Origin of the sequence: Tropicimonas marinistellae (genome assembly GCF_001509585.1) — a bacterium.
Lineage (GTDB): Bacteria > Pseudomonadota > Alphaproteobacteria > Rhodobacterales > Rhodobacteraceae > Tropicimonas > Tropicimonas marinistellae.
On sequence record NZ_LNCI01000002.1, the window covers coordinates 52,374 to 76,606 of the forward strand.

Below are 24,233 nucleotides of genomic sequence, written 5' to 3' on the forward strand. Positions count from 1 at the left end.
TGCCGCCCGGTCGCGCCCTGCGACCGGCGTGATGTATCAGGAATGTTCACACCTGAACGAGCCGGATTTGCTGCCGTGGAGGCGCATTCCCGCTGGCCAGCGCCTCGTAGGGATCATGCGGGCTGAGCATCATGTCCACCACCTGCCGCATCACGCGCCGCCGCCCGGCAGCAGAGTAATATCCCCCCGCGATCTGGGAGGTCTCCAGAAGGTAGGCGCGGAAATCGCGGTAGGCGCGGCTGTCTGGGCGGGTGGGGGCGCCGAAGAACTCCGGGAGAGGCTGGCGCGAGACGAACTCCGGTTTTGCATAAACTGCCGCTCCGAAACAGCGCAGCGGCAGTCCGCGCCACAGCACCTGCTGGCCCGCGGTTGAGTTCACCGTTATCGCGCTCCGCGCGAAGTCGAGCAGCGCGGCGAGCTTGCCGCCGCGGACGAAATGTACCCGGTCCGCCACGCCCGCGGCTGCGGCGATGCGCTGGATGTCACGCCTGAGCGGCGTGCGGCCGTCTTCGAGCGGGTGGGCTTTGAACACGAGGTGGTGATGGCGTGGCGCACCGTCGGCGAAGCCTGCGATGCAGACGGCGAGAAACTCCGTCATCGAGCCGAAGGGGCTGTGGGCAAGAAAGCTGGAATCGTGCTCCAGCTGCAAGAGCACCAGGTGGAACGGGAAGCCCGCGCGCGCAATGGCCCGCGTGGCCGCGACGCGCTCCAGCGCATGTGCCGGCATGAGAAGCAACCGCCGCAGATGCAACCGGAACTCGGTGCGCACTGGCAGCGCGCGGTGCGGGCGGTACTGGCGGAACCGCCGGTTCCGGAACAGGATGTGCCAATGGTAAAGCGCGCCGTACCAGATATGTTGCCGCGTTTCGCCCCAGTGGCCCGGGGTGTCGGGCAGGTCGGTATCCGAATGGGCGAGCGCCGCGCGCATGGCATCTAGGCCGAGATCCATCAGCCGCGAATTCCCGTTAGAACCGCCGCGTTCGTAGGTGATCCAGTAGGGACGGAGGTATCCTTCCTCGAAGACATGGACCCTGAGCCCGCGCGCCTGCGCGGCCTTCACCGCTTGTGCATGTATGGGCCGGGTGTCGCCATAGAGGACCAGATCCGTAATCGCCTTGTTGTCGAGAATGTCGACCAGGGTCTCGGACCAACGGTCAGCGTGTGCACGGAACGGAATGAAGCTCTCACGGTCGCGCCAGAAGGCGGCATCGCCGGCGTTGAACCCAACCCGCCAGACCCTGGCGCCGGCAGCCCGCAGCATCTCCGCCAATTGGCCGAAGAAGGGGCCATGCGGCCCCTGCAGGAACAGGAACCGTCCCTGGGTACCGGGCGATATGATCGGTGCTCCCATGGCATCGCCGCTGCGCGGCGGGGAGGGCGGGATGCCTGCCATTGTGTCCATCTGCCGATTGTCCCCTGAGCGCTATCACCAACCGTGGCCTGAAATCCAGCAGCCATGCGTTATTGATGCGATCTAACACGGTCGCCGCGCAGGCGGGTTAACGGATTGGCGCTTGCCGCCGCTGCGTTGCGGCTTTACCTGACGGAGAGGCTATAGGAGGCTCTCAATGTTCACCGGAATCGTAACCGACATCGGCGAAATCAGGCAGGTGGAGAGACGCGGCGATCTGCGGGCGCGGATCGGCACCTCCTACGACATGTCGGGAGTGGACATCGGCGCCTCGATCGCCTGTGACGGGGTCTGCCTGACCGTGGTCGCCAAGGGAACGGACTGGTTCGAGGTGGATGCCTCCGCCGAGACCGTGGACAAAACCAATATCGGGGTCAGTGACTGGCAGGCGGGCAAACGCATCAACCTCGAGCGCGCGTTGAAGGTCGGCGACGAGTTGGGCGGCCACATCGTCAGCGGTCACGTGGATGGCGTCGCCGATGTGATATCGATGCACGACGAGGGCGACAGCACGCGTGTCCGCTTCCGCGCCCCCGCCGGGCTGGCGAAATTCATCGCGCCGAAGGGCTCTGTCGCTCTGAACGGGACCTCCCTGACCGTGAACGAGGTCGAGGGCGACGTGTTCGGAGTGAATTTCATCCCCCACACCAAGGAAGTGACGACCTGGGGCGGAGTTGTCACGGGCGACAAGGTGAACCTCGAGATCGACACGCTCGCCCGCTACGTCGCGCGGCTCGCCGAAGCCGGTTGACGCTGGCTGGCGGCCGCGCCGCCATGCAGGGTTTCCACTCGAAAGGCGGCGAGCCATGCGCACAGCGAATGGCAGAATTCCGGGCCATCCGCGCAAAGCGTTGACGCAAGGGCTTCGCGCGCGCCGAAAAATAGTTTAACGCTGAACTATATTTTCTCGCGGAGGGGGCCGGCATGGCTGCACAGACTTTCGACATGATCGTTATCGGCGCCGGTCCTGGCGGCTACGTTGCCGCCATCCGGGGCGCGCAACTGGGGCTGAAGGTTGCCTGCGTGGAACGCGAACATCTGGGCGGCATCTGCCTGAACTGGGGCTGTATCCCGACCAAGGCGCTGCTGCGCTCTGCCGAGGTATTTCACCTGATGGAGCGGGCCAAGGATTTCGGGCTTTCGGCCGACAAGATCGGCTATGACATCGACGCGGTGGTGAAGCGGTCGCGCGGCGTGGCCAAGCAGCTTTCGGGCGGCATCGGGCATCTGTTCAAGAAGAACAAGGTTACGGTGGTGATGGGCGAGGCGACGCTCGCCGGCAAGGGCAAGGTGACGGTCAAGACCGACAAGGGCACGGAGGAGCTGAGCGCCAAGAACATCGTGCTCGCCACCGGTGCCCGCGCCCGCCAGTTGCCCGGCCTCGAAGGCGACGGCAAGCGGGTCTGGACCTACAAGGACGCGCTCCAGCCGCCGCACATGCCCAAGAAACTGCTGGTGATCGGCTCCGGTGCCATCGGCATCGAATTCGCCAGCTTCTACAACACGCTCGGTGCGGAGACGACCGTGGTCGAGGTGCTGGACCGCGTGCTGCCGGTCGAAGACGAGGAAATCTCCGCCTTCGCCAAGAAGCAGTTCACCAAGCAGGGCATGAAGATTCTCGAAAAGAGCATGGTCAAGCAGCTCGACCGTGCGGCCGGCAAGGTGACCGCTCACATCGAAACCGGCGGCAAGGTGGAGAAGCACGACTTCGACACGGTGATTTCCGCGGTCGGCATCGTCGGGAATGTGGAGAACCTCGGCCTGGAAGCGCTCGGCGTGAAGATCGACCGGACACATGTCGTGACCGACGAGTTCTGCCGCACCGGCGTCGAAGGTCTCTACGCCATCGGCGATATCGCCGGTGCGCCCTGGCTCGCGCACAAGGCCAGCCACGAGGGCGTGATGGTGGCCGAGCTGATCGCCGGCAAGCACGCGCATCCGGTGAAGCCCGAGAGCATTGCAGGTTGCACCTACTGCAACCCCCAGGTCGCCAGCGTCGGTCTGACGGAGGCCAAGGCCAAGGAAGCCGGATACCAGGTCAAGGTCGGCCGCTTCCCCTTCATCGGCAACGGAAAAGCCATCGCGCTCGGAGAGCCCGAGGGGATGATCAAGACGGTCTTCGACGCCAAGACGGGCGAGCTTCTGGGCGCCCACATGGTCGGCGCGGAAGTGACCGAGCTGATCCAGGGCTACGTGGTGGGCCGCCAGCTGGAGACCACCGAGGCCGAATTGATGGAAACGGTCTTCCCGCACCCGACGCTCAGCGAGATGATGCACGAAAGCGTGCTCGACGCCTACGGGCGCGCGATCCACTTCTAGGCATTCCGGGGGTCTTTCGGGCCGGGCACCGACTGATGCGGCTTTACGCGTGTCGGATTTCCGCCGATGCCGTTGGGTCGCCCGGTTCACAGCCGATGCACGCCTTGACGCTGGCGTCCCCTCGCTTAGGACGGGCGGGTGGGGCTACAGGCAAAGGAGGCCAAAGAAAATGGCACGTACCATCTCCCTGATCACAGCAGGTCTTATCGCACTTTCGGTCGCTGGGTGCACAAACGACCCGGCGGTCAATGCCGCGACCGGCGCCGTTGTCGGCGGCGCCATTGGCAACCAGTTCGGCGACGGCCAGGGCAAGACGGCGATGACCGTGGCCGGCGCGGCCACGGGGGCGGCCATCGGCGCTAACGCCAACCGTTACTGATACCACCGGCCGGCGCCGCATCGGGCGCCGGCCGGTCGTTCACGCTCTCGGCGGCAACAGGCTGATCACCGTCCGAGCGGCCTTGCGCCGAAGCGCGTAGACATCCGCGAACTCCGGATCGGCCATCCAGTCCTTTGCTGCCTGAGCGTCGGGGAAGGCTAGCAGAACGCTGGCAGGTGCGCCCGCACCGGTGTCCTCCAGTACTTCGCACTCCGGTCCGCCGGCGATCATCTCACCGCCATGCTTGAGAACGGGCGCATACCCGCGTTCTCGATAGGCTGCCATCGCCTCCGGATCTGTCACGTCGATTTGTACGGTTACGTAGTGGGTCACGATGTGTCTCCTTTCGACAGGAACCTAGGCCCATAGATGCCCCTTGCAGAATTGCTCAACTTTTCAATGGGGATGTGCGATATTGCACGGCATCATCTTGCCATTCCGGCTGCGAGACTGAGACATGCTCGATTGGAACGACCTGAGATTGATCCTGGAGATCGCGCGGGCGGGGAGCCTCTCCGGCGCTGCGCGCAAGATGGGGGTCAACCACGCCACCGTATCGCGCCAGCTTCAACGGCTGGAAACGTCGTCCGCGCGGCGCTTCTTCGAGCGCATGCCGGATGGGATGATCCCCACGGCGGACGGAGAGGTGGCGGTTGCACGGGCAGAAACGATGGAAGCCGAAGTGCTGGCGCTTGACCTCGATCTGACCGCGCGGGCACCCGGCAGTGGGGTCTTGCGCGTGACTGTGCCGCCATTGATGGCCGATGCGGCCTTCGCCAGAGATATAGCGCTGTGGCGCGATACGCATCCGAACGTGGACCTGCACCTGCTCGGCGATAACCGGATTCTGGACCTGCACCGGCGCGAAGCCGATGTCGCGATACGCATCCAGCGCCACCCGAGCGAAAGCCTCTGGGGGCGCAAGGTGGCCAACCAGCGAGCCGGGTATTATGCCACCCCGGCATTCGTGGAGCGCCATGCCGCGGCGCTTGCGGGCGATGGCCCGCTGCCGCTCGTCGGCTTCACTGCCTGGGATCGCCCAATCGCGCCATCCATCCTCGAACGGTTCCCGAACACCGTGCTCGCCGCGCTCTGCGACGACATGATCGCGGCGCGGTCTCTCGTCCGCGAGGGGATCGCCTTTACCCGAATGCCGCATTTCATCGGCGGTACAGATCCCGCGCTCGTGCGGCTTCCGGGCACGGAAATGTCATCCTATGCGCCGATCTGGGTGCTGACCCACCCAGACCTGCGCCGCGCACCGCTTGTTGCCGGATTTCTGCGCTTCATCGCGGAGCGTTTCTCCGGTCGCGCAGCGTATTACGCCGGGCCTGACGACTAAGGGCTGCGTGCACGGCCGTAACGGGCGTGGGGGCCAGAGTGCGCAAACAATTACTGCGCGATGTCTCATCGTCGGTCCCGGTCGTGCCTTTCTATGCCGCCGCAATCGGCGCGCAGTCGCGTGTTTATATTTTGTTCTCATTTTCCGATTGGAGAATCCCCGCGCCTCGCTTATCTCTTGTCGCATCCGTCACGGGGTGGGACATGCCTGAACAGAAGTTCATCGAGGTGCGCGGGGCGCGCGAGCACAACCTGAAGAGCATCGACGTGGATATCCCGCGCGACGAGCTGGTGGTGATCACCGGCCTGTCTGGTTCCGGCAAATCCTCTCTGGCGTTCGATACGATCTATGCCGAAGGGCAGCGGCGCTACGTGGAGAGCCTGTCGGCCTATGCCCGGCAGTTCCTCGACATGATGGAAAAGCCGGATGTGGACCACATCACCGGCCTCAGCCCGGCGATTTCCATCGAACAGAAAACCACCTCGAAGAACCCGCGCTCCACCGTCGGCACCGTCACCGAAATCTACGACTACCTGCGCCTGCTCTTCGCCCGCGTCGGCACACCCTATTCGCCCGCCACCGGTTTGCCCATCGAGGCGCAGCAGGTGCAGGACATGGTGGACCGGGTGATGACCATGGAAGAGGGCACGCGGGCGCATTTGCTTGCCCCCATCGTGCGCGACCGGAAGGGGGAATACCGGAAGGAATTCCTGGAGTTGCGCAAGCAGGGCTTCCAGCGCGTGAAGGTGGACGGTGAGTTTTTCGACCTCGATGAACCGCCAAAGCTCGACAAGAAGTTCCGCCATGACATCGACGTTGTGGTCGACCGCATCGTGGTGCGCGAGGGGATGGAGACGCGTCTGGCCGACAGTTTCCGCACCGCGCTCGATCTGGCCTCCGGCATTGCCATTCTGGAAACCGCACCGCGGCCGGAGGAGGGGGAGCCCGAGCGCATCACCTTCTCGGAGAATTTCGCCTGTCCCGTGTCGGGTTTCACCATCCCGGAGATCGAACCGCGCCTTTTCTCCTTCAACGCGCCCTTTGGTGCCTGCCCGGAATGTGACGGCCTGGGCGTGGAGCTCTTTTTCGACGAACGCCTTGTGGTGCCGGATGCGACGCTGAAGATCTATGACGGGGCGCTCGCGCCCTGGCGCAAGGGGAAATCGCCCTACTTCCTGCAGACCATCGAGGCAATCGCCAAGCACTACGAATTCGACAAGAACGCCCGCTGGAAAGACCTGCCGAAGAAGGTGCAGCAGGTGTTCCTCTACGGTTCGGGCGACGAGGAGATCCTGTTTCGCTACGACGAGGGCGGACGCGTCTATCAGGTGACGCGCAGCTTCGAAGGCGTGATCCCCAATATGGAGCGCCGCTACCGCGAGACCGACAGCAACTGGATCCGCGAAGAATTCGAGCGGTATCAAAACAACAGACCCTGCGGCTCCTGCGGGGGCTACCGGCTGCGGCCCGAAGCGCTGGCGGTGAAGATCGCGGGTTTGCATGTCGGCGAGGTGGTGCAGATGTCGATCCGCGAGGCCTTTGCCTGGATCGACACCGTGCCCGAGAGCCTGACCCAGCAGAAAAACGAGATCGCCCGCGCGATCCTGAAGGAAATCCGCGAACGCCTTGGGTTCCTGAACAATGTGGGTCTGGAATACCTCACGCTGTCGCGCAACGCCGGCACGCTTTCGGGGGGAGAGAGCCAGCGCATCCGGCTCGCCAGCCAGATCGGCTCCGGGCTGACCGGCGTGCTCTACGTGCTCGACGAGCCCTCCATCGGGCTCCACCAGCGCGACAACGACCGCCTGCTCGGGACGCTGAAAAACCTGCGGGATCAAGGGAATACTGTGATCGTCGTGGAACACGACGAGGAGGCGATCCGGGAAGCGGATTATGTCTTCGACATCGGCCCCGGCGCCGGCGTCCACGGCGGGCAGGTGGTGGCGAAGGGAACGCCAGAGGAAATCGCGGCGCACCCGGCCTCCATTACCGGCGATTACCTGAGCGGCAAACGCGAGATCCCGGTGAGTCAGTTCCGCCGCGAGGGGAACGGCAAGAAGGTAACGGTGGTGAAAGCCACCGGCAACAACCTCAAGAAGGTCACTGCCGACTTCCCGCTTGGAAAATTCGTATGTGTGACAGGGGTTTCCGGGGGCGGCAAATCCACGCTGACAATCGAGACCCTGTTCAAGACCGCCTCGATGCGGCTGAACGGGGCGCGCCAGACCCCGGCGCCCTGCGAGACCATCAAGGGGCTGGAGCATCTGGACAAGGTGATCGACATCGACCAGCGGCCCATCGGGCGCACGCCGCGCTCCAACCCGGCCACCTATACCGGCGCCTTCACCCCGATCCGCGACTGGTTCGCCGGCCTTCCGGAGGCCAAGGCGCGCGGCTACAAGCCGGGGCGGTTCTCCTTCAACGTCAAGGGCGGGCGCTGCGAGGCCTGCCAGGGCGACGGTGTGATCAAGATCGAGATGCACTTCCTGCCCGATGTCTACGTGACCTGCGAGACCTGCCACGGCGCGCGCTACAATCGCGAGACACTGGAAATCAAGTTCAAAGGCAAGAGCATAGCCGATGTTCTTGATATGACGGTCGAGGACGCGCAAGCGTTTTTCAAAGCGGTGCCGAGCATCCGGGAGAAGATGGATGCGCTTGTCCGGGTGGGGCTGGGCTACATCAAGGTTGGGCAGCAGGCGACGACGCTTTCGGGCGGCGAGGCGCAGCGGGTGAAGCTCTCAAAGGAACTGGCGAAACGTTCGACCGGGCGGACGCTCTACATTCTCGACGAGCCCACCACGGGGCTGCACTTCGAGGATGTCCGCAAGTTGTTGGAAGTTCTGCATGAACTGGTCGAGCAGGGGAATACGGTGGTGGTGATCGAGCACAATCTCGACGTCATAAAAACCGCCGACTGGATCATCGACATCGGCCCCGAGGGCGGCGACGGCGGCGGCACGGTCGTGGCCACCGGCACGCCCGAAGAGGTGGCCGAGGTGCCCGACAGCCATACCGGGCGCTACCTGCGGCCGATGCTGGAAGCCGCGCGGCGACACGCGGCGGAATAGTCTCTCAGGTACGGATTACCTGACCCGGCGCATTTTCTCGCGTCGGGTCACTTGAATGTTATGGCCGTTTACATATGTTAAGGCCATTAACTTATTGCCGTCATGGAAATGAAAGTCATGAAACCGATCCTACTGGTATCGACAATCGCGCTGGCCACGGCGACGCCTCTGCTGGCTGCGGACAAGAGCTATGATTTCGAAGGATTCACCAAGGTTGTTGTGCGCGGAGCGGTGGATGTCGATATCCGCTCCGGTGACACTTACGGCGTCGATTTGGATGTTTCCCGCCGCTCCTTGCTCAGGCGGCTGGACATTCGCCAATCCGGCGACACCCTGATCATCGAGCGCCGCAAGGGCGCGAGTTTTTTCCTGATGGGAATGGCCGATCACTACGAGGTAACGGTGTCGATGCCCGAATTGGAAGAGGTCGCCGCGGTTGCCTCGGCCGATGTGGACGTCGCGGGAGTGCGGGCGGCGAGCGTCTCGGCGAAAGCCTCCAGTGGCGCGTCTCTTGATCTGCACGGGGTCGACGTTCAATCGGCCGTGTTGAAAGCGTCTTCCGGTGCGGAGATCACGGCCGAGGGTGTGTGCGGAACGCTGACCGCGCGGGCGTCGTCCGGGGCCGAGATCGAGGCATCTGACCTCGTTTGCAGCCAGATTACGGTGAAGGCGTCAAGCGGCAGCGACATGGAGGCCCACGCCACCGATGCGGCGCAGGCCGTCGCGTCGAGCGGCGGTGACATCCGTTTGCACGGCACGGCCACAGATCAGGATCTACGCGAATCCTCTGGCGGCGATGTGAGGGTTGCCGGCTGACCGCCGGCCGGTCTCCTTGAACGGGTAGTGCCGACCAGGAGAGGCGCATGCCCGACGCCTATGTCGAGTGCAAAGGGCAGTCCACAGCCGTGAGCGGAATCTGCGCCCGGCACCTGGCGTCGGGCGAGGACCCCGGTAGGGGATGCGTTCGGATTGGAACACAGCCCCCTATCGGCTCCCGGTTCGGGGACGCCAGTCCACACACCGCACATCGCCCCGGCCGGTCTCGATGGACTCGGTATTGGCGATCCGATCCTGCGGGTTTTCACACGGCTCTAGCCGCGCCCGCGTTTCTCGAAGCGCGGCAGCATGGCGGAGAAGTCCATGCCCTTGCCGTCCTCACTCTCCACGAAGGTCTCGTAAAGTGCCGTGGCGGCCTGACCGAGCGGCGTGTCGGCGTCTGCCGCCTCGGCGGCCTGTTGCGACAGGCGCAGGTCCTTCAGCATGAGCTCGGCGGCGAATCCGGGCTGGTATCCGTTGTCAGCAGGCGAGGTCGGGCCGACGCCGGGGGCGGGGCAATAGGCGTTCATCGTCCAACTGTAGCCGGAGGAGGTGGAGACGACATCGAACATCTTCTGGCGATCGAGCCCGAGCTTGTCGGCCAGCGCAAAGGCCTCGCAGGTGCCGATCATCGTGATGCCGAGGATCATGTTGTTGCAGATCTTCGCCGCCTGACCAGCGCCCGCGCCGCCGCAATGCACGGCCTTCTGGCCCATCACGTCGAAGAGCGGTGAAACGGTCGCAAAGGCCGCCTCCGGACCACCGGCCATGAAGGTGAGCGTGCCGCCCTGGGCGCCGCCAACACCGCCGGAAACCGGCGCGTCCACCGCTGCAAGCCCGGCCGCCTGCGCGGCCTCGGCCACGGCGCGGGCGCTGTCGACGTCGACGGTGGAGCAATCGAGATGCACAGCGCCGGGGGCCATCGCCGGGTGGATCTCCTCGGCGACGCGGCGCAGGATGGCACCGTTCGGCAGCATGGTAATCACGACCTCGGCGCCGCGCGCGGCCTCGGCCGCGGACGGTGCCTTGGCCACGCCTTCGGGGCAGGGGGCGGCGAGGTCGAAGCCTGTCACCTGGTGACCGGCGGCCACGAGATTGGCGGCCATCGGCGCGCCCATATTGCCCAATCCAATGAATCCGACCTTCATGCGCGTTCCTCCCTCTGCGCCTCGTCCTCGAAAACCAGTTCGTCGGCCCCGAGTGGGGCCAGCATCCCTGTCACGGTTTCCGCCCGGACATTGCCAATTGAATCCCGCCAGGCGGGAGTGCGATCCTTGTCGATAATGGCGGCGCGGATCCCTTCGAGGAAATCGCTCTGTTCCAGTGCGCGCCAGGTGAAGCGGTACTCCTGCCGCAGCGCATCGCGGACCGAGGTGCCATCGGCGCGCAGGCGGCGCAGGGCCTCCAGCGTGCAGGCCATGGCGAGCGGCGAATTGCGGGTGAGCGTCTTTGCCGTGGCGGCGGCGAAGTCACTCACCGCCGCGGTCAGCGCCGCGAGGATCCGCGACATGTCCGGTTGCGCGAAATGGCGGTCGATCTCGGCGCGGGCCCCGGCCAGCGGGCCCGGGGGCGGTGCGGCGGCGGCGGCGCCGATCAGGTCGGCGTCGCCGGTCTCCTCCAGCCGAGCAATCAGCGTGGGCCAGGTCTCTTGCGGGACGAAATGGTCGGCGAACCCTGCGAGCAGGGCGTCGGCCGGCCCCATGCGCGCGCCGGTGAGGCCGAGGTAGTCGCCCAGCCGCCCGGGGGCGCGGGAAAGCAGCCAGGTGCCGCCGACATCCGGCAGCAGGCCGATGCCGCATTCGGGCATGGCGATCTGGCTTGTTTCGCCGACGACGCGGTGGGAGGCATGGCAGCCGAGCCCGACGCCGCCGCCCATGGTGAAGCCGTGCAGGAAACTCGCCACCGGCTTGGGATAGCCTGCAATGCGGGCGTTCATGTTGTATTCGTCGTGCCAGAAGCGGCGGGAGTAGGCGTAGTCGCCCGCCTTTCCGGTGGCATAGACCTCGGCGATATCGCCGCCCGCGCAGAAGGCGCGCTCTCCCTCGCCGTCGATCACCACGAGCGCGACCTGCGGGTCATCTGCCCATGCCTTCAGCGCGGCATCGACCTTCAGGCACATGTCGTAGTTCAGCGCGTTCAGCGCCTTGGGGCGGGTCAGGGTGATGCGGCCGGCGCGGCCCGCGGTGCGGATGTGGATGTCGCTCATCTGTCGCTCAGCAGGCTGCGCGCCACGATCAGGCGCATGATCTCGTTGGTGCCTTCGAGGATCTGGTGCACGCGCAGGTCGCGGACGATCTTCTCGATACCGTAATCGGCAAGGTAGCCGTAGCCGCCGTGCAGTTGCAGGCATTGGTCGGCCACGCGGCTGCCGGCCTCGGTGACGAAGGCCTTGGCCATGGCGCAGAACGTGCTGGCGTCGGGCGCTGCCGTGTCGAGCTTCCACGCCGCCTGGCGCAGGAAGGTCCGGGCGGCCTGCAACTCGATCTCCATGTCGGCGAGGCGGAATTGCAGCGCCTGGAACCGGTCGATAGTCTGGCCGAAGGCCTTGCGCTCTCCCATGTAGTGCCGCGTGGCGTCCAGGGCTGCCTGCGCCGCGCCGAGAGAACAGGCGGAAATATTGAGCCGCCCGCCGTCGAGCCCGGCCATGGCATAGGAAAAGCCGCGGCCTTCCTCGCCCAGCAGGTTCGCCGCCGGGACGGGGCAGGCGTCCATCTGCACCTGTCGGGTGGGCTGGCTCTTCCAGCCCATCTTCTGCTCCAGCCCGCCGAAGGAGAGCCCCTCGGTGCCGTCCTCGATCACCAGGGCAGAGATGCCGCGCGGGCCGTCCGCACCGGTGCGGGCCATGACGATATAGGCGTCCGAGTAGCCGCCGCCGGAGATGAAGGCCTTGGTGCCGGTAACGGCATAGCCTTCGGTGTTGCGCGGGGCGCGGGTTTTCAGCGCGGCGGCGTCGGAGCCGGAGCCGGGTTCGGTGAGGCAATAGGAGAACACCGTCTCCATGGTGAGCGCGCCGGGCAGGAACCGTGCCTTGAGGTCGTCCGAGCCGAAGGCGTCGATCATCTTGGCGCACATGTTGTGGATCGACAGGAAGGCCGCGACCGACGGGCAGGCCGCCGAGAGGGCCTCGAAGACCAGCGTGGCATCGAGCCGTCCGAGCCCCGCCCCGCCGGACTCCTCCGAGACGTAGAGGCCGCCGAACCCGAGCTCTGCCAACCTTGGCCAGAGGTCGCGCGGGATCGTGCCCTCGGCCTCCCATGCCTGCGCGTTGGGCGCGATGGCGTCCTGGCCGAAGGCATGGGCCATGTCGAAGATCGCCTGCTGTTCCTCGCTGAGCGCAAAATCCATGAGCTTCCTCCCCAAAGCCGCTGGAAATTGAATATGCGTTCAATTTCCACAGGCGGGCGCGCGGAAGCAAGGGGATTTCTTGCAATGACACCCTGCGCCGATGCCGGTACGCGGCGCGGCTGTCTCAGAGTTCACCGGTCTCTGCGATCGCCAGGAGCGCGCCGAGCACCGCATTGGCGGCGACCGATGCGAGGATCATGCCCATGACACGGCTGACGATGGCAGCACCGGAATTGCCAATCAGGCGAATCAGCGGATCGGCAAGCCGCATGCAGAGGTAGGCGACGACGAGGACGCTGAGCATGACAGCGGCGGTCACCGCCTGGCTGGGGATGGAGAAGTGCGTGTTGTCGGTCAACAGCACGATGGCGAGCATGGCGCCGGGCGAGGCGAGCGACGGCACCGCGAGCGGGAAGACGCCAACCGAGGCGGTCTGCGACGCGCTCCCTTCGTGGTCGTCGGCGAAATGCAGGTCGGAGTCCTGTTTCGCTTCGCCGAAGATCATGGTCAGCGCGAAGAGGAACAGCACGATTCCTCCGGCGACCTGGAACGAGTTGAGGCCGATGCCGAGCGCGTCGATCAGGATCTGGCCGAAGACGAGGAAGAACATCAGAACGCCGGCGGAGACGATGGCGGCCTGAAGCGCGGTCTTGCGGCGCTCGGCGGCGGACATCGCGGCGGTGACGGCGACGAAGACCGGGATCGTCCCGATCGGGTCGATCACCACCCAGAGAGTGACGAATTGTTCGAGTAAATCCTGCATCCTTCCCTATTTCCGACGGGAGGGCGGACCGATCAAGCCGGTATTTACATACCGGCGGCGATGGCGCCTCACTGCTGCGTGGTGCGGCGCAGCGCCTCTGGCGTGGTGCCCGTCCATGTATGAAACGCACGGGTAAAGGAATTCGGGTCGGCATAGCCCAGCAGATACGAGATCTCGGCGCTGGAATGGGCAGTGTTGCGCAGGTAGTCGGTCGCCAGCCTGCGCCGCAGCGCGGTAAGTTCGCCCTGGTAGGAGGTGCCGGCCTCGCCCAGCCGCCGCTGGAGGCTGCGCGGGCTGAGCCCGAGGCGCGGCGCAACCTCGGCAATGGCGGTCCGCCCGGAGGGCAGCGCCTCCATCAAGGCGGCGCGCAGACGTTCCGCGAGGGTGACATCGGCGGCGAGTTCGCTCAGGCGCAGGCGCAGGTCGGATTCGAAGACAGCGAAAAGGGCCGGGTTCACGCTCAGGAAGGGCCGGTCGGCATCGCGGGCCGAGAAGACGAGACGGTTGGCATCGCTCTTTCGGGGCGGCGCGCCGAAGAAGTCGCCGTAGTCCGGGCTGGTGGGTGGCGCCGCCATTTCCACCCGCAGCGGGCGGATTTCGGCGCGTGTCGCCATGCGTGCGAGCGAGACGAGGAACACCATTTCGGTGGCGACAAAACCCGGCGGCAGGTGCACGCCGTCCTCCGCGCCATAGGTGACGTCAAGCCCGTCGGCGCCCCGGCGGACCTTCAGCCACAGCGGGCCGAAGAGCGGCTTGAAGAGCGACAGGCGCTCCATCGCGACGCTCAGGTCGGGGGAGCAGAAGGCGGCGAAGATCGGTGGGCTGAAGGCCTCCACCTGCACCGCCTGCCCGAGCAGGACGCCGGGCGCCGGATGGTCGAGCAGCGCCTCCAGCGCCTGCCAGAGCCGCAGGAAGGCGGGCGGCTCCAGCACCGGGCGGGCTTGCCGGAACAGGTCCGCCGGCAAGTCGGCGGCGCGCAGAAGGTCGTCGGGTGCGACGCCGATCCGGTCCAGCAGCGCGGCCCAGCCGAGATCGACGGTGAAGGGGCGGCTCATGTGAACTGGCTCATGATGATCCGGTCGAACATCCGGTCACTGACCAGCCAGCGCAGAAAGAGCGAGGGACGCGCCATGGAACCGGCGGCGTAGCGGGTGCGCGGGCGGTCGGCACGGATCGCCTTGAGGACAACATCGGAGATGACGCTGGGGGGCGAGCCACGCAGGGAGCCGCCCTCGGCGGATTTCATCAGCGCGCCGATCAGGGTGGCGTAAGCGCTGCCCTCTGTTTGCGAGAAATTGGAGGAAACCGCCCCGGCAAAGCCTGTATCGATCAGGCCGGGCTCCACGATCACCACGTCGATACCATGGGGCTTCAACTCCAGTCGGAGGCAATCCGACCAACCTTCGAGCGCATGTTTGGTGGCGTGGTACCAGGCGCCGAGCGGCGTGTAGATCTTGCCTCCCATGGATGAGATATTGACGATAAGCCCCTGTTTCTTCTCCCGCATGTCCGGCAGCAGGAGCTGCGTGAGCCGGGCGAGGCCAAAGAGATTGACCTCGAACTGGTAGCGCGCGGTGTCGATGGGCGTGTCTTCGACCGGCCCGTATTGACCGTAGCCTGCATTGTTCACCAGCACATCCACACCGCCCGTTTCCGCATGGATACGCGCGGCTGTAGCGGTGATCTGGTCGTCTTTGGTGATGTCCATCTCCAGCACGATGGCGCCGGCCTCGGCGAGGTCTGCCATCTTGTCGGTGCTGCGGGCGGCAACATAGGTCGTAAAGCCCTCCTTGAGCAGGCGGTGGGCGATGTCTTTGCCCATGCCGGAAGATGCGCCGGTGACGAGGGCAGTTTTGTAGGGGCGGGCCATGGGGCAGTCTCCTGTTCTGACGGGTACAAGCGGGAGATAGCTCGCCAATCCTGCCATCGCACTCGCGCAACGCGCCAGAGTTTATGCAGATCGCGCCAAGGTCCGGCGCGGCCGCGCCAGCGGTCAGGCCTTGCGGGAGAACATGCCCGCGACCGGGAGGATCACCCGTTCCACCAGCGGCAGCAGGACGAAGCCCAGGGCGAGGCCGAAGAGCCCGTCGAGCGTTGCCTTGACGGCCCAGGTGACGAACCCCGTCAGGTCCTCGGGCACCGCGTGGCCGATCACATGCGCCAGATCGTGAATCCAGTGGCCGATGAAGGCGCCCACATGCAATTCTTCCATGCCGTGAATGACGATACTGCCGCCGACCCAGAGCATCGCCGCCGTGCCGACCACCATCAACAGCGACATGAAGCCCGGCATACCGCGGACGATACCGCGGCCGACGGCGCGGGTGAGGCCGAGCCGGCCGCGATTGGCCATCAGCAGCCCCACATCGTCGGCCTTCACGATCAGCGCCACCGAGCCGTAGACCAGCACGGTGATACCGACGGCGACGATCGCCAGCGTCAGTGCCTCGGCCCAGAAGTTGGATTCCGGGATCGCCGAGAGCGCGATGGTCATGATCTCGGCCGACAGGATGAAATCCGTCTTGATCGCCCCGGCGACGCGGCTGGCTTCCAGGTGTTCGGGGCTGCCTGTCTCCGTCTCGTGGTCGTCATGGTGGGCGTGGGGCCGGAGCGCGTGCAACACCTTCTCCGCGCCCTCGAAACACAGGTAGCCCCCGCCCAGCATCAGGAGCGGCGCGATCAGCCACGGCGCGACCGTGTTCAACAGCAATGCGGCCGGCAGCAGAATCAGCAGCTTGTTGCGGATGGACCCCCAGGCGATGCGCCCGACGATCGGCAACTCGCGGGCAGCCGGGAACCCGGTGGTGTATTTCGGGGTGACGGCGGCATCGTCGATCACCGCGCCGGCGGCCTTCGCCCCGGCCTTGGCGGCGTCGTCGATCACGCCGCCGGCGACCTTGGCGGTCGTCTTGGCCGCCTGGCTCGCCACGTCATCGATGGAGGTCGCCGCCACCTTGGCCAGCGCGGCCACGTCGTCCAGAAGCGCCAGCAATCCGCTCATCGCACCCTCACGCGAAATCAATCCGTGCCGCTGAGCCTAGCCGGTCCCCTCGCGCAGGCCAAGCGGCGCGGTTTCAGCATTCCGTCCGCAGCTTCTCGCGCAGCGCCGTGCGCACCGACGGCGTGACGAATTGCGAGACGTTGCCACCCAGCCGCGCGATCTCCTTGACCAGCTTGGAAGCAATCGCCTGGTGCTGCGCCTCGGCCATGAGGAAGACGGTTTCGATGGAGGCATCCAGCCGCCGGTTCATGCCAACCATCTGGAATTCGTACTCGAAATCCGCCACCGCGCGCAGCCCGCGAATGATGATACCGGCGCCCACGTCGCGGGCGCAGTCGATCAGCAGGTTCTCGAAAGGATGCGCGATGATCTCGCAGCCGGTCTCGGCGGCGATCTTGGCACATTCCGCCTCGATCATCGCCACCCGATGTTCCAGGTCGAAGAGCGGACCCTTGTCGCGATTGATCGCCACGCCGATCACCAGCCGGTCCACCAGCAACGTCGCGCGGCGGATGATGTCCAGGTGTCCCAGCGTCACCGGATCGAAAGTTCCCGGGTACAGTCCGACGCGCATGGTGATGGCTCCCTCGCTCTCCTCCGGCGCGCCGGACGGGCCCTTTTCCCGGGCATGTCGCGGTCGCGCGCAAGAATCTTCCGCGTCGCCTTAGCATTCCGCAGCGCAGCAATCCACATTCTTGTTGGAGGACACCGCCCGCGGGACAAATTCGTGCGCCTCTGCTCCTCTGCGCCGCGCGGGCCTGCGTCCGAGGCGTTGCGGCGGCGGGTCGTCCGCCGCCGTGGCTATCCCGGCAGAAAAGGGGGCGTCAGTGCCCCATGATCATGCCTTCGAGCGCATCCTTCTCCATGGCCAGTTCGGTGAGCCGGGCCTTGACGACATCGCCCAGGGTGATGATGCCGATCATCTCGCCGTCGGACATGACGGGCATGTGGCGAAAACGCCCCTCCGTCATGCGGGTCAGGATCGATTCCGCGTCGTCGCCGAGCGCGCAGGTCTCGATCACCTTCGTCATCATGTCATCGACCTTGTCGGCCATGCAGGACGGGCCGCGGCGCCCCAGTTCGCGGACAATGTCGCGCTCCGACAGGATGCCCGCGCATTGCCGGCCATCGGCCGAGACCACCACCGAGCCGATCCGCTTTTCCGAGAGCACCTTGGCTGCCGCTTCGACGGACGCGCCCGGTGCCACGGTGAACACGCCTTCGGTCTGCTTCGTTTTCAGAATTTGTTGAACGATCATGGACCTGCTGTCTCCTCGCCAAATTGCCTTGACCTGTGCCTTGCCGCAGCGTCCACCGAGCGGGGCTCCGCTGTCAATGCCTGCCGCACCTGCGCCATCTGCCGGCGCATGCCGGTCACCAGCAGTTCGGCGAAGCGCGCCAGGCGCCGCGCCCGGGCATCGTCGGCATGGCGAATGAGATAGAAACTGCGCTCCAGCCCGAACTCCGCCGGCAGGACCCGCGCCAGGTCCGGGTCGCCGGCAAGCGCGAAATCATGCGTGACGGCGAGCCCGGCACCGGCGCGGACCATGTGGTATTGCACCGCTGCGGAGTTCGAGGCGAGTTGCGGCCGTTCGACGCCCAACTCGCCCAGGTAGTCCAGTTCCTTGTCGAAGATCATCTCCGGGATGTATCCCACCAGCCGGTGACCGCGAAGGTCGCTCAACGTCCGAATCGGCGGCGCGGCGGCGAGGTAGCGGCTCGAGGCGGCCAGCACCAGCCGGTAGTCGACGATCTTCTGCACCGTCAGGCGCCCCACCGTGGGGGCGCTCACGGCGACGGCCATGTCGGCCTCGCGCTGATTGAGGTTGAACACCCGCGGCAATGCCACGACCTGCACCTCCAGGCCGGGATGCGCCGCGGCGATTCCCGCAACCACCTGCGGCAGCAGGAAACTCGCGCATCCGTCCGGCGCGCCGATCCGTACGGCGCCGGTGAGCCGGTCGCCCTGTCCGCGCACGGCATCCTCGGCACAGGCCATCGCCTGTTCGGCCTCTTCTGCATGGGGCAAAAGCCGCTCGCCGGCATCGGTCGTGGCATAGCCCTGCGGCGATTTCAGGAACAACGGCGCGCCGAGCGCCGATTCCAGCCGCGCCACGCGCCGCCCCACCGTCGCGGGGTCGAGCGCGAGCGCCGCGCCCGCCGCGGAAAGGCTGCCCTGCCGCGCCACGGCAAGGAACACGCGCAGATCGTCCCAGCTTGGGGTCATCGCTTCATCCTTTGCAATTCTGCAAAACGCTTTTGGAATCCTGCCGGTTTTCGGCGCATTCCTGCAAGATTATTCTTCGTCGCAACAGCCAGGGAGGTCACTATGGAAGAGATCGGACATTACATCGACGGCGCACGCGTTGCCGGCACGTCAGGGCGTTTCACGGAGGTCTTCAACCCCGCCACGGGCGAGGTGCAGGCCCGGGTCGCACTGGCGACCAAGGCGGAGATGGACGCCGCCGTGGCGAAGGCCGCCGAGGCGCAGAAGGGCTGGGCGGCCACCAACCCGCAGCGCCGGGCGCGGGTGATGATGCGCTTCGGCCAGCTGATCAACGAGCATATGGACGAACTGGCCGAGCTGGTGAGCCGCGAGCATGGCAAGACGCTGCCCGACGGGCGTGGCGACGTGCAGAGGGGCCTTGAGGTGGTCGAGGTCTGCATGGGCGCGCCGGCGCTGCTGAAGGGCGAGTTCACCGACGACGGCGGCCCGGGCATCGACCTCTATTCCATGCGCCAGCCTCTGGGCGTGGTGGCGGGCATCACGCCCTTCAACTTCCCCGCGATGATCCCGCTGTGGAAGATGGCCCCGGCGCTGGCCTGCGGCAACGCGATGATCCTGAAGCCGTCCGAGCGCTGCCCCTCGACCTCGCTGCGGCTTGCCGAGCTGATCAAGGAAGCCGGCCTGCCCGACGGCGTGCTGCAAGTGGTGAACGGCGACAAGGAGGCGGTGGACGCCATCCTCGACAACGAGACCGTGCAGGCCGTGGGCTTCGTCGGCTCCACCCCGATCGCGCAATATATCTACGGGCGCGCCGCGACCAACGGCAAACGCGCGCAATGCTTCGGCGGCGCGAAGAACCACATGATCATCATGCCGGATGCCGACATGGACAAGGCCGCCGACGCGCTGGTGGGCGCGGGCTTCGGCGCCGCGGGCGAGCGCTGCATGGCGATCTCGGTGGCCGTGCCGGTGGGCCAGGAGGCGGCCGACGCGCTGGTCGAACGGCTGGTGCCGCGGATCGAGAAGCTGAAGGTCGGCCCCTATACCGCCGGCGACGACGTGGATTTCGGCCCGGTCATCACCGCTGCGGCCAAGGCGCGGATCGAAGGGCTGGTCGAAAGCGGCGTGGCGCAAGGCGCCAAGCTCGTGGTCGACGGGCGCGGCTTCAGCCTGCAGGGCTATGAAAACGGCTTCTTCGTCGGCCCGTCCTACTTCGACAACGTGACGCCGGAGATGGATATCTACCGCGAGGAAATCTTCGGGCCGGTTCTGAGCCAGGTGCGCGCCGACAGCTACGACGACGCCGTCGACCTGATCATGGAGAACGCCTATGGCAACGGCACCGCGATCTACACCGCCGACGGCGACACCGCGCGCGATTTCGCGCATCGGGTGAACGTGGGCATGGTGGGCATCAACTTCCCGATCCCGGTGCCGCTCTCCTACCACACCTTCGGCGGCTGGAAGAAATCCGCTTTCGGCGACCTCAACCAATACGGGCCGGATGCCTTCCGCTTCTACACCCGGACCAAGACGGTCACCGCGCGCTGGTTCTCCGGTATCAAGGAAGGCGGCGAGTTCAACTTCAAGGCGATGGACTGACGCGCCGAACGTCCCGTCCGGACGGCGGCCGACCGCCGTCCGGCCCCATGACCCACGCCGGAGGGGGGCGCTGCCCCCCACGCGCTTGCGCGCGCTCCCCCCGGGATATTTCTCGACAGAAGAAGCGGGCGGGGGCGCGGTGTTTCTTCTGTCCACAAGTATCCCCGCCGGAGGCACGATCTTCCGCGGGAAGATCGTTCAGGGCGCGTGTGTGCTCACCTCGGTGCGGCTGCGTTCCAGGGTGTCGGCGATGACCCGTTCCAGCTTCGTCAGCAGTTTGGCGTTGTCGAAGCGCGCCTCCGCCGTGGCGCGGGCGGCGGCTTCCATTTCCGACTGGCGGCCTTCGGAAAGCACCCGTTCGATCTGGGCGGCGAAGCCCGTTTCGTCCCATTCTTCCACCAGAAAGCCGTTCAGGCCATGGTCGACCGCCTCCGGGATGCCGGCATGGCGGGTCGAGATGGTGATGCAGCCGCAGGCAAGCGCCTCCTGGATCGCGGTCGGCAGGCCTTCGGTGTTGCCATCGGCGGCGGTCACCGAGTGCTGCAGGAAGACGGCCGTTTGCGACAGCCGTTCGCGGACGTAGTCGTGCGCCATGGCGCCGGGGAAGGTCACGCGGTCCGCCGCGCCCAGGTCGCGGGCGCGGGCGCGGCAGTCTTCCAGCAGCGGTCCGTCGCCGATCATCTCCAGCCGCGCCTCCGGGTGGTTGCGCGTCGCCTCCGCGAAGGCGCGGAGTGTAACGAGCGGGGCCTTCTTCTCCACGAAGCGGCCGACGGCGAGGAAGCTGGAGGGCCGCTTGTCGCCGGGGCGGAAGCGCGCGGTGTTCACGCCGGAGGGGATCACATGCGCATTGGGATGGCGGATGCCCTCGGCCGCGAGGTTGTCGATCAGGAATTGCGAGACCGAGAAGACACCCGCGAGCTTGGGCATGAGCTTGCGGTAGGCTTTCTGGATATGCGTCCGGCGCAGGTGCTTGGAGGCGTCGGTGCCACGGAAATAGGTGAAGGCCGGGATGCCCATCTCGCCCGCCAGCGGCGCCACGGCGAGCGCCTGCGTGCCGAATTCGGCCAGCACGAACGCCACCCCGTTGTCGCGCCAGAACTGCGCCAGTTCCCGCTTGGCCCGGCCGAAGGGCAGGCGCGACGTGCCGTGGACCAGCGTATTGTGCGCCAGCCAGTAGGGGGCGATCAGCAAATCGGCCGAACCGGCGCGCTTGCGGCGCTCGAACACCGGGCGTCCGAGCGGGTTCTCGCCGTGGTAGCGGCCGGCGACCACGCAGGTCTCGCCGCCGAAAAGGTGCTGGATATGCCGGTTGATGAAGGTCTCGCCGGGCCGATAGAAATCGCCGGTTGCGATACAGCTCTTCATGGGCGCTCCTTCGCCGTCGGAAGCCTCTCGAGCAGCGCGTAATCCTGTGCGTAAAAGGTCCGCACCCGGTCGCGTGTCTGCATGCCGATCTCCGGATACTGGAAGCTGGCCGGTTTCTGCCGCTCGGGCGCGGTGCCGGGGGCCGTCTCCGTCACGGTGTCGAGCCAGCGAAACACCGGCTCCAGCCCGTCTTCGAGCCGGAACAGCCGCTCGTCGCCACGCAGGAATTCGTGCTGCGGGCGCAGGTGGTTGCCGTAGATGAAGGGGTCCGCCGGGTAGCGGTCCAGCAGGTAGGCGACCCATTCGTCGAAGGTGAGGAAGCGTTTCTTGCCGCGGATCAGGAACCGGCCGCGCCGCGACAGGTCGCGCAGGCCGAAGCGCGCGTATTTCGGGTCGGGCACCCGGGCGCGCCAGCGAAACTCGCTGACCAGCCGGTCAAGCGGGTCGCGCAGGACGGCGAAGCGGGCATCGAAGAAATCCGCATCGAAGAGGCTGTCCATCATCCCGGCATGGAGATGCTGCGGCGTGGTCGCCAGCCCGTCGATCAGGTCGGGATGGTAGAGCGAGAGCGGCCCCTTCTGGCGCATGTAGGCCTCGACGGAGGTGCCGCCCGTCTTGGGAATATGGATGAACAGGATCAGCCGATTGCCATGCTTGAGGATCGGCATCAGGCCGCTCCGCCCGGATGCGCCGCGCCGCGCCCGCCTGGCACACAGGCCCGACCGTCGCGGGCGGGGACAGAAGGGGGGTGAAGCGGCATCGCGGCGGGTCTCCCAGAGGGCGGCGGGGCAGGGCGCTGTTTAGCCCCGGGACGCGGGCAATTCAACATTTTGGCGGCCTCTCACGGCGCCTGAAGGGCGGCGCGGATCTCACCCGCGTGGGCGGCGGTATCGTATAGGCGCTCATAGGCGGCGCGGCCGTTCCGGGCGATGGCGATACGTTCCTCGGGATGATCGAGATACCAGCGGATCTTGTCCATCATGTCGTCGGTGCCGTCGAAGGCGACGTAATCCTGCCCCTCCACCAACGGCGCGCGCAGCCGCAACGGCCGGATATTCGGCGTGCTGAGGGTGAAGGCGCCGGCCCAGAATTGCTCCAGATGCCGGAAGGTGAATGGCCCGATACCTTCAAGCGCAAGGTTGATCCGGCTTTGCATCATCGCCTCGAGATAGGCGGGCTTCGGCAGCGGGGCGGTGACAAGCTCCGGCGGTACGGCCTCCGCGACGCCGGCCAGCGGCAGCAGCCCGCCAATGCGGTCCAGCCCGCTTTGTGCAACCGCCGCCCATGCATTCAGCCGCTCGTCGAGCCGGTCATGGTTGACCGTGCCGATGAAAAAGACGTCATGCGTGCCCGGCTCCTCCCAGGCGTAGCGGGCGAGCGGGCGTGTCCGGTTGCGGCCCGGGAAGCGGTAACTCATGGAGACCAGCGGGTTCGAGAGATGTGTCGGCACGATCTTGGCGGCATTGGAGGGCGTGAGCCCGTAGCGGTCCGTGTCGGCGAAGGGTTCGCGCTTGAAGACCGCGCGGAACGGGTCGAGCAGTCTGTCAGGTGGCATCCTGTCGGGCTGGGCCTGTCCGAGAAAGAGCGCCAGCGGCGCGCGGAAGCCGTCGAGGGCGGCGCGGGCCGCCGCCGGGTCCCTCGCCCAGGGCCAGCCGGATTTGGCATTGATGACCACCGCGTCAAAAGCGTCGCGCTGGGCGGCCGGCATGGCCATCGCCTCGGCATAGCTGCGCCGCGTGACGCGGGCCGCCTGGTGCAGGGAGGCCTCGAAAAATCCGTCCTGCCCGTCGAGGAACCCCACCGACCAGCGGTGCAGGCGCTTTCTGACGTTGCGGCTGGATCGGTCGCGGATGATGTAGAGAACGCGCATGGGTGTCGGGGGGCCTCCGGGTTACCCTGCGGTCGCATGGCGCTTCGGCGCGGTCAAGCGTTCGCCTCTCGGCGATTGCCTGCACTGCGGGCGGGGCCCGCACTGAGGTGCCATGCAATGCCCAACAACCGGGTGTGGAATCGGACGTTTGGATCGTCCGCCGCAAAGGTCCGCAGGGAGCTGAGAGCGCCCGATGTTGCGAGCTGCGCCTGTGGCAGCCGTGCCGAGCGTGCATCCGCCCACTGCTGGTGTCCTTACGAGCGCCCACGCAGCAGACATTCGTCAAGGATCACGCCAAAGGGGGAGTCAGCCCACCGGGCCGACCAATGATAGCGCTGGGGGACCAGCGAAGCCGAACGAACCCACACGATCAAAATCGGGTTGTCGAACCGCCGCCTCGGAAACAACGACGAACGCTGATGACGTGATCAGATTGGTCCGCCGGTACCTCGGCCGAAGGGCGTCACATGTTCGGACCACCGGACGTGTTGGCCGCGATGTCGAAGTCGAGGCCTTGCCTCATGCCAAATCCGGGATCACGCATGAGGAGGTCTCAGAACGAGCATCACCCGCAGCCGGTTGGGCCGCGGGTGTTTGCCCATCTGGTCTTTCTGGTGTCATGCATGGGCGGGCCGGGCGGGGCCATGGCCGATCAGCATGCCGAAGAGTGCCTTAAGATAGGCGGCGCGCATGCGCTTGGCCTTAATCAGCAGGCTGTTGTC

The 24,233-nt window shown here is 66.2% G+C and carries 22 protein-coding genes; 7 read left to right on the top strand and 15 right to left on the bottom strand.

Translation table 11 applies throughout. From position 1 onward, the window contains the following. Window positions 1-46 precede the first annotated feature (46 nt). Window positions 47-1,351 carry a capsule polysaccharide biogenesis protein gene (locus ARC39_RS03685; RefSeq protein ID WP_068111590.1) on the bottom strand — a complete coding sequence of 435 codons (1,305 nt, stop codon included), beginning with the start codon at window positions 1,349-1,351 and terminating at the stop codon, window positions 47-49. A gap of 217 nt (window positions 1,352-1,568) precedes the next feature. On the opposite strand from ARC39_RS03685, the gene ARC39_RS03690 reads away from it, so the two are divergent. The 3 genes from ARC39_RS03690 (at window position 1,569) to ARC39_RS03700 (ending at window position 4,109) form a co-directional block, all read left to right on the top strand. Then, window positions 1,569-2,162 (top strand): riboflavin synthase, encoded by a 594-nt coding sequence (locus tag ARC39_RS03690; RefSeq protein WP_068110281.1) that lies wholly within the window; start codon window positions 1,569-1,571, stop codon window positions 2,160-2,162. 173 nt (window positions 2,163-2,335) lie between these two features. Next, window positions 2,336-3,730 carry a dihydrolipoyl dehydrogenase gene (gene lpdA, locus ARC39_RS03695; RefSeq protein WP_068110284.1) on the top strand — a complete coding sequence of 465 codons (1,395 nt, stop codon included), beginning with the start codon at window positions 2,336-2,338 and terminating at the stop codon, window positions 3,728-3,730. Window positions 3,731-3,899: 169 nt separating this feature from the next. After that, on the top strand, window positions 3,900-4,109 hold the full coding sequence (locus ARC39_RS03700; RefSeq protein ID WP_068110287.1) for a glycine zipper 2TM domain-containing protein: 210 nt from the start codon (window positions 3,900-3,902) through the stop codon (window positions 4,107-4,109). 39 nt (window positions 4,110-4,148) lie between these two features. Here the strand turns inward: ARC39_RS03700 and ARC39_RS03705 are convergent, their stop codons facing one another. Next, entirely contained in the window at window positions 4,149-4,442 is a 294-nt protein-coding gene (locus ARC39_RS03705) for a DUF1330 domain-containing protein (RefSeq protein ID WP_068110290.1), read from the bottom strand. A 124-nt stretch (window positions 4,443-4,566) separates the two neighbouring features. Between ARC39_RS03705 and ARC39_RS03710 the strand changes: the two genes are divergently transcribed. The 3 genes from ARC39_RS03710 to ARC39_RS03720 all read left to right on the top strand — a co-directional run bounded on the left by ARC39_RS03710 (window position 4,567) and on the right by ARC39_RS03720 (window position 9,338). Beyond that, the gene (locus tag ARC39_RS03710; RefSeq protein ID WP_068110292.1) at window positions 4,567-5,451 is read left to right on the top strand and encodes a LysR family transcriptional regulator; all 885 of its coding nucleotides are present in this window, start codon (window positions 4,567-4,569) and stop codon (window positions 5,449-5,451) included. Window positions 5,452-5,654: 203 nt separating this feature from the next. Next, complete coding sequence (uvrA, locus tag ARC39_RS03715) at window positions 5,655-8,522, top strand: excinuclease ABC subunit UvrA (protein ID WP_068110296.1); 2,868 nt, start codon at window positions 5,655-5,657, stop codon at window positions 8,520-8,522. Between the two features lie 117 nt (window positions 8,523-8,639). Beyond that, entirely contained in the window at window positions 8,640-9,338 is a 699-nt protein-coding gene (locus ARC39_RS03720) for a GIN domain-containing protein (protein WP_068110299.1), read from the top strand. A 275-nt stretch (window positions 9,339-9,613) separates the two neighbouring features. Here the strand turns inward: ARC39_RS03720 and mmsB are convergent, their stop codons facing one another. The 10 genes from mmsB to ARC39_RS03770 form a co-directional block, all read right to left on the bottom strand. After that, the gene (gene mmsB, locus ARC39_RS03725; RefSeq protein WP_068110300.1) at window positions 9,614-10,486 is read right to left on the bottom strand and encodes a 3-hydroxyisobutyrate dehydrogenase; all 873 of its coding nucleotides are present in this window, start codon (window positions 10,484-10,486) and stop codon (window positions 9,614-9,616) included. Continuing rightward, on the bottom strand, window positions 10,483-11,544 hold the full coding sequence (locus tag ARC39_RS03730; RefSeq protein WP_068110303.1) for an enoyl-CoA hydratase/isomerase family protein: 1,062 nt from the start codon (window positions 11,542-11,544) through the stop codon (window positions 10,483-10,485). Before ARC39_RS03730 ends, mmsB begins: the two co-directional genes overlap by 4 nt. Then, window positions 11,541-12,683, bottom strand: a complete 1,143-nt coding sequence (locus ARC39_RS03735; protein WP_068110305.1) for an acyl-CoA dehydrogenase family protein — start codon at window positions 12,681-12,683, stop codon at window positions 11,541-11,543. Before ARC39_RS03735 ends, ARC39_RS03730 begins: the two co-directional genes overlap by 4 nt. Window positions 12,684-12,807: 124 nt before the next feature. Further along, window positions 12,808-13,446, bottom strand: a complete 639-nt coding sequence (locus tag ARC39_RS03740; protein WP_068110309.1) for a MarC family protein — start codon at window positions 13,444-13,446, stop codon at window positions 12,808-12,810. A gap of 68 nt (window positions 13,447-13,514) precedes the next feature. Then, window positions 13,515-14,501, bottom strand: coding sequence for an AraC family transcriptional regulator (locus ARC39_RS03745; protein ID WP_068110313.1), 987 nt, complete (start codon window positions 14,499-14,501; stop codon window positions 13,515-13,517). Continuing rightward, window positions 14,498-15,316 carry an oxidoreductase gene (locus tag ARC39_RS03750; RefSeq protein ID WP_068110316.1) on the bottom strand — a complete coding sequence of 273 codons (819 nt, stop codon included), beginning with the start codon at window positions 15,314-15,316 and terminating at the stop codon, window positions 14,498-14,500. The genes ARC39_RS03745 and ARC39_RS03750 overlap by 4 nt, the downstream gene beginning before the upstream one ends. A gap of 123 nt (window positions 15,317-15,439) precedes the next feature. Beyond that, window positions 15,440-16,447 carry a DUF808 domain-containing protein gene (locus tag ARC39_RS03755; RefSeq protein ID WP_068110319.1) on the bottom strand — a complete coding sequence of 336 codons (1,008 nt, stop codon included), beginning with the start codon at window positions 16,445-16,447 and terminating at the stop codon, window positions 15,440-15,442. Window positions 16,448-16,520: 73 nt separating this feature from the next. After that, the gene (coaD, locus tag ARC39_RS03760; RefSeq protein ID WP_068110322.1) at window positions 16,521-17,021 is read right to left on the bottom strand and encodes a pantetheine-phosphate adenylyltransferase; all 501 of its coding nucleotides are present in this window, start codon (window positions 17,019-17,021) and stop codon (window positions 16,521-16,523) included. Between the two features lie 250 nt (window positions 17,022-17,271). Beyond that, on the bottom strand, window positions 17,272-17,706 hold the full coding sequence (locus ARC39_RS03765) for a CBS domain-containing protein (protein ID WP_068110326.1): 435 nt from the start codon (window positions 17,704-17,706) through the stop codon (window positions 17,272-17,274). Beyond that, complete coding sequence (locus tag ARC39_RS03770; RefSeq protein ID WP_068110329.1) at window positions 17,703-18,674, bottom strand: LysR family transcriptional regulator; 972 nt, start codon at window positions 18,672-18,674, stop codon at window positions 17,703-17,705. The genes ARC39_RS03765 and ARC39_RS03770 overlap by 4 nt, the downstream gene beginning before the upstream one ends. A gap of 102 nt (window positions 18,675-18,776) precedes the next feature. Here ARC39_RS03770 and ARC39_RS03775 point away from each other — a divergent pair, with 102 nt between their 5' ends. Further along, window positions 18,777-20,276, top strand: coding sequence for a CoA-acylating methylmalonate-semialdehyde dehydrogenase (locus ARC39_RS03775; RefSeq protein ID WP_068110332.1), 1,500 nt, complete (start codon window positions 18,777-18,779; stop codon window positions 20,274-20,276). Window positions 20,277-20,474: 198 nt separating this feature from the next. On the opposite strand, the gene ARC39_RS03780 is transcribed toward ARC39_RS03775, so the two are convergent. The 3 genes from ARC39_RS03780 to ARC39_RS03790 all read right to left on the bottom strand — a co-directional run bounded on the left by ARC39_RS03780 (window position 20,475) and on the right by ARC39_RS03790 (window position 23,511). Beyond that, the gene (locus ARC39_RS03780) at window positions 20,475-21,641 is read right to left on the bottom strand and encodes a glycosyltransferase (RefSeq protein WP_068110344.1); all 1,167 of its coding nucleotides are present in this window, start codon (window positions 21,639-21,641) and stop codon (window positions 20,475-20,477) included. Continuing rightward, a complete protein-coding gene (locus ARC39_RS03785; RefSeq protein ID WP_068110348.1) occupies window positions 21,638-22,309 on the bottom strand; it encodes a sulfotransferase family 2 domain-containing protein in 672 nt (223 codons plus the stop codon). The genes ARC39_RS03780 and ARC39_RS03785 overlap by 4 nt, the downstream gene beginning before the upstream one ends. Before the next feature lie 173 nt (window positions 22,310-22,482). Then, window positions 22,483-23,511, bottom strand: coding sequence for a glycosyltransferase (locus ARC39_RS03790; RefSeq protein ID WP_068110351.1), 1,029 nt, complete (start codon window positions 23,509-23,511; stop codon window positions 22,483-22,485). Window positions 23,512-24,233 lie beyond the last annotated feature (722 nt).

Excerpts from the sequence above, each read along its gene's own strand:
- ARC39_RS03690 (WP_068110281.1), top strand. The coding sequence starts at position 1,569 with ATGTTCACCGGAATCGTAACCGACATCGGCGAAATCAGGCAGGTGGAG.
- ARC39_RS03735 (WP_068110305.1), bottom strand. The coding sequence starts at position 12,683 with ATGGATTTTGCGCTCAGCGAGGAACAGCAGGCGATCTTCGACATGGCC.
- ARC39_RS03780 (WP_068110344.1), bottom strand. The coding sequence starts at position 21,641 with ATGAAGAGCTGTATCGCAACCGGCGATTTCTATCGGCCCGGCGAGACC.
- ARC39_RS03685 (WP_068111590.1), bottom strand. The coding sequence starts at position 1,351 with ATGGGAGCACCGATCATATCGCCCGGTACCCAGGGACGGTTCCTGTTC.
- lpdA (WP_068110284.1), top strand. The coding sequence starts at position 2,336 with ATGGCTGCACAGACTTTCGACATGATCGTTATCGGCGCCGGTCCTGGC.
- uvrA (WP_068110296.1), top strand. The coding sequence starts at position 5,655 with ATGCCTGAACAGAAGTTCATCGAGGTGCGCGGGGCGCGCGAGCACAAC.
- ARC39_RS03720 (WP_068110299.1), top strand. The coding sequence starts at position 8,640 with ATGAAACCGATCCTACTGGTATCGACAATCGCGCTGGCCACGGCGACG.
- ARC39_RS03740 (WP_068110309.1), bottom strand. The coding sequence starts at position 13,446 with ATGCAGGATTTACTCGAACAATTCGTCACTCTCTGGGTGGTGATCGAC.
- ARC39_RS03790 (WP_068110351.1), bottom strand. The coding sequence starts at position 23,511 with ATGCGCGTTCTCTACATCATCCGCGACCGATCCAGCCGCAACGTCAGA.
- ARC39_RS03770 (WP_068110329.1), bottom strand. The coding sequence starts at position 18,674 with ATGACCCCAAGCTGGGACGATCTGCGCGTGTTCCTTGCCGTGGCGCGG.
- ARC39_RS03700 (WP_068110287.1), top strand. The coding sequence starts at position 3,900 with ATGGCACGTACCATCTCCCTGATCACAGCAGGTCTTATCGCACTTTCG.
- ARC39_RS03750 (WP_068110316.1), bottom strand. The coding sequence starts at position 15,316 with ATGGCCCGCCCCTACAAAACTGCCCTCGTCACCGGCGCATCTTCCGGC.
- ARC39_RS03775 (WP_068110332.1), top strand. The coding sequence starts at position 18,777 with ATGGAAGAGATCGGACATTACATCGACGGCGCACGCGTTGCCGGCACG.
- mmsB (WP_068110300.1), bottom strand. The coding sequence starts at position 10,486 with ATGAAGGTCGGATTCATTGGATTGGGCAATATGGGCGCGCCGATGGCC.
- ARC39_RS03745 (WP_068110313.1), bottom strand. The coding sequence starts at position 14,501 with ATGAGCCGCCCCTTCACCGTCGATCTCGGCTGGGCCGCGCTGCTGGAC.
- ARC39_RS03730 (WP_068110303.1), bottom strand. The coding sequence starts at position 11,544 with ATGAGCGACATCCACATCCGCACCGCGGGCCGCGCCGGCCGCATCACC.
- ARC39_RS03755 (WP_068110319.1), bottom strand. The coding sequence starts at position 16,447 with ATGAGCGGATTGCTGGCGCTTCTGGACGACGTGGCCGCGCTGGCCAAG.
- ARC39_RS03710 (WP_068110292.1), top strand. The coding sequence starts at position 4,567 with ATGCTCGATTGGAACGACCTGAGATTGATCCTGGAGATCGCGCGGGCG.
- coaD (WP_068110322.1), bottom strand. The coding sequence starts at position 17,021 with ATGCGCGTCGGACTGTACCCGGGAACTTTCGATCCGGTGACGCTGGGA.
- ARC39_RS03785 (WP_068110348.1), bottom strand. The coding sequence starts at position 22,309 with ATGCCGATCCTCAAGCATGGCAATCGGCTGATCCTGTTCATCCATATT.
- ARC39_RS03765 (WP_068110326.1), bottom strand. The coding sequence starts at position 17,706 with ATGATCGTTCAACAAATTCTGAAAACGAAGCAGACCGAAGGCGTGTTC.